This is a genomic window from Reyranella soli, from assembly GCF_007992495.1.
Taxonomy (GTDB): domain Bacteria; phylum Pseudomonadota; class Alphaproteobacteria; order Reyranellales; family Reyranellaceae; genus Reyranella; species Reyranella soli.
In genome coordinates this window covers 1-3526 of record NZ_BKAJ01000314.1, presented here as the reverse complement: position 1 = coordinate 3526, position 3526 = coordinate 1, and the positions used below count along the sequence as shown (strand labels likewise).

3 protein-coding genes are annotated in these 3526 nt (G+C 67.0%); 1 reads left to right on the top strand and 2 read right to left on the bottom strand.

The features are described 5' to 3' along the window. Positions 1-51: 51 nt before the first annotated feature. Positions 52-1833: a sensor histidine kinase gene (locus RSO01_RS46255; protein ID WP_147157388.1), complete on the bottom strand. Its 1782-nt coding sequence runs from the start codon at positions 1831-1833 to the stop codon at positions 52-54. Continuing rightward, positions 1802-2497, bottom strand: a complete 696-nt coding sequence (locus RSO01_RS46250; protein WP_147157387.1) for a response regulator transcription factor — start codon at positions 2495-2497, stop codon at positions 1802-1804. Before RSO01_RS46250 ends, RSO01_RS46255 begins: the two co-directional genes overlap by 32 nt. Before the next feature lie 136 nt (positions 2498-2633). On the opposite strand from RSO01_RS46250, the gene RSO01_RS46245 reads away from it, so the two are divergent. Continuing rightward, the gene (locus RSO01_RS46245) at positions 2634-3335 is read left to right on the top strand and encodes a HugZ family pyridoxamine 5'-phosphate oxidase (protein ID WP_218037679.1); all 702 of its coding nucleotides are present in this window, start codon (positions 2634-2636) and stop codon (positions 3333-3335) included. The last annotated feature ends 191 nt before the right edge of the window (positions 3336-3526 follow it).

The following is a 3526-nucleotide window of genomic DNA, read 5'->3' as shown; positions in this document are numbered from 1 at the left end:
CATGATCATGAGCGCGCTGGAAGCGCGCGGTCCGGAAGAGGATGACCTTGATCACTTGCGGCCGTCGCCGGCCGGAACGCGCACGGTGAAGCGCGCGCCGAGCACGCGGCCGCCCCCAGCTCCATCAGGGGGCGCACGACGGTTGGAGGCCGAGATCGCGCCGCCGTAGGTCTCCATGATCTGGCGGCAGATCGAGAGGCCCAATCCCGAATGCTGGCCGAAATGCTCGGTCGGCCGTTCGGAATAGAAGCGCTCGAAGATCGATTCGAGATTGTCCTCGGGAATGCCCGGCCCCTGGTCGTCGATGGTGACGATGAACGGCCCGCCGCGCGGCGCGCGCCCGAGCTCGACCACGATCTTCGAGCCCGGCGGGCTGAAGGAGATCGCATTGTCGATGACGTTGCGGAACACCTGGCCGTAGCGGCCGTCATGGCCATGCGCCAGGAACGGCGGATTGGTCGCCAGCCGATACTCGACCTCGACGCCGCCCTTCTGCACCGCCGTCACGGCATAGTGGTTGACCATGTCGCCGAGCAGCGCGTTGAGGTCGACCTGCTTGACCTCGCCGCGCATCAGCTCGGCATCGAGGCGCGAGGCCTCCGAGATGTCGGTGATCAGCCGGTTGAGGCGGTTGATGTCGTCGAGCACGATGCCCATCAGCTTCTCGCGCCGTTCCGGCTCGAGATTGGGCCGCGCCGCCACCTCGATCGCCGACCTGAGCGAGGTCAGTGGGTTCTTGAGCTCGTGCGCCACGTCGGCCGCGAAGCTCTCGATGGTGTTGATGCGCTGCCACAGCGCGTCGGTCATCGAGCGCAGCGCATCGTTCAGGTCGCCGATCTCGTCGCCGCGCTTGCCGAGGTCGGGGATCTCCGGCCGGCTCTCGCGCGCCAGGCGCACGTCGTCGGCGGCGCGCGCCAGCCGCACGATCGGTTGGGTGATGGTGCCGGCAAGGTAGAGCGACAGCAGCACGGTGATGCCGAGCGCCGCCGCGGCGATCACCATCATGTCGTAGCGCACCTCGCGCAACGACGCGGCGATGGCGCGGTTGTCGCGCGTCAGCATCAGCGCGCCCAGCACCTGCTTGTAGCGCTGCACCGGCACGGCGGCACTCAGGATCAGCATGCCGTCGGGCGAGACGCGCACGGCCGAGGCATTGAAGCCGCGCAAGGCGCTCGCCGCCTCGGGGAAGTCGCGCACCGTGGGCACGGCGCGCTCGACATATTCGGGGAAGCGGTCGACGCGCGAGAGCTGGCGGGCGATCCAGTCGCCGATCTTCTCACCCCAATGCGGCTCGACCGCGGGTATGTCCTGTGGCGGCGGCAGAGGCATGACATGGATGCGGCTGGCGTCGCTCAGGATGGCCGAATCGCCCAAAAGCTCGCCGGTCTCGCTGAACAGGCGGGCGCGCACGCCGGTTGGACGGACCAGCCGGGTGAGAAGCTGGCGGGCGGCGTCGGCATCGAGGCGGTTGACCGTGGTCTCGCCGCCGGCGACGGCGACCTCGCCGATGCCCGCCGCCACCATCTCGCCTTGCACGGCGAGCGAGGCGAGCTCGGCGTCTATCAGCTCCTCTTCGTAGTCGCTGAGATAGACGGCGCCCAAGGTCAGCAGCGCCACCGGGATGATGTTCAGCAGCAGGATGCGGCGGGTGAGCGGCGAATAGCGCCGCGTGGCGCTGCGCCGGCGCCGCAGCAGCGACGGCGTCTCGGCGGAGGCGGCACGCGTCGGCAGCTCTTCGCGGTGCCCCAGCGCCGCGGCGATCCGTGCCCGCAGACCCTGCAGTCCGAACCGTCGTCCGGGCTCAGGCGTCGCGGTATCGATATCCGATGCCATAAAGCGTTTCGATCTGCTCGAACTCGCCGTCGACCTCGCGGAACTTGCGGCGCACGCGCTTGATGTGGCTGTCGATCGTGCGGTCGTCGACGTAGATCGTCTCGCCGTAGGCGGCATCCATCAGCTGGTCGCGGTTCTTCACATGACCCGGCCGCTCGGCGAGCGACTTCAACAGCAGGAACTCGGTGACCGTGAGGTGCACCTCCTTGCCCTTCCAGGTGCACTGGTGGCGGCTCGGGTCGAGGATCAGCTCGCCGCGCACGATACGCTCGGCCGCGGTCTCGCCCTTGGCAGTGCCGGCGTCGGCGCGACGCAGCACGGCGCGGATGCGCTCCAGCAGGAGGCGCTGGGAGAACGGCTTGCGGATGAAATCGTCGGCGCCCATGCGCAGGCCCAGCACCTCGTCGATCTCCTCGTCCTTGGAGGTGAGGAAGATCACGGGGAACTGCTGGGTCTTGCGGATGCGGTTGAGCAGCTCCATGCCGTCCATGCGCGGCATCTTGATGTCGAAGATGCCGAGGTCGGGCGGAGACTGGTTCAGCCCCTCCAGCGCCGAGGCGCCATCGTTGTAGGTCTTGATCTGAAACCCTTCGGCTTCGAGCAGCATCGACACGGAGGTCAGGATGTTGCGGTCGTCGTCAACCAGGGCGATGTTTTTGCGCACGGCGTTGCTTCTCCTGTCGGGGCGGACAATGGTACCACAGTCCGGGTCGTTGCCGCCGCTGCCCCAATCTGCCATCGATGTGAGTGAATTAAGGCGCTTTTGGCTCCCAACCCTAAAAATCATGCAATCTGAAGACATGTCCCGCGGCGTCCGCGACCTGGTGCGCGGCCTCGACCGCGCCTCCCTGGCGACCGCCCTGCCCGCCGAGGGAGGGAACTGGCCGTACGCCTCGCTGGTGCTGGTCGCGGTCGACCATGACCTGTCGCCGATCCTGCTGCTGAGCGACCTGGCCGAACATACCAAAGCCATCGCCGCCGACGACCGCGTATCGCTGTTGTTCGACGGCACCCACGGCCTCGACCAGCCCTTGACCGGACCGCGGGTGACGCTGGTCGGTCGCGCGGCGCTGAGCGACGATGCCCGTCTGGCCCGCCGTTTCCTGGCCCGCCATCCCGACGCTGAAATGTATGCGGGCTTCAAGGATTTCCACTTCTACCGGGTTGCGGTCGAGCGCGCCCATCTGGTGGCGGGCTTCGGCAAGATCAGATGGCTCTCGGCCGCCGAGCTGAACGCCGTGCCGGCAAGCGGCCTGGCCGATGCCGAAGAGGGCATCGTCAGCCACATGAACGACGACCATGCCGATGCCGTGCAGCTCTATGCCGGCAAGCTGCTGGGCCTCGCCGGCAGTGACTGGCGGATGACCGGCATCGACGCCGAGGGGATCGATCTGCGGCAGAGCGGGCAGGTGGCCCGGCTGGCCTTCGACACGCCGCTGGCTGCGGCTTCCGAGGCTCGGAAGGTGCTGGTTTCGTTGGTTGGTAGGGCGAGGACGATGTGATTCCGCGGCGCGGCATCTTGTTCGCGGTTGCAAAATCTGATCCACATATTCCTCGACACTAAACTGTCGCAGGCGTGCGGGCCCCCTTGCCACCCCAAATTGGTCCCAGTAGCGCATAGGGCCGACCAGTTAGAGTTGTCTTAGATTTCGCTGACAAGACTTTTGAACAGGAGAAACGCCGTGAAACAGGC

Coding starts and splice junctions, on each gene's coding strand:
- RSO01_RS46255 (WP_147157388.1), bottom strand. CDS start 1,833: ATGGCATCGGATATCGATACCGCGACGCCTGAGCCCGGACGACGGTTC.
- RSO01_RS46245 (WP_218037679.1), top strand. CDS start 2,634: ATGTCCCGCGGCGTCCGCGACCTGGTGCGCGGCCTCGACCGCGCCTCC.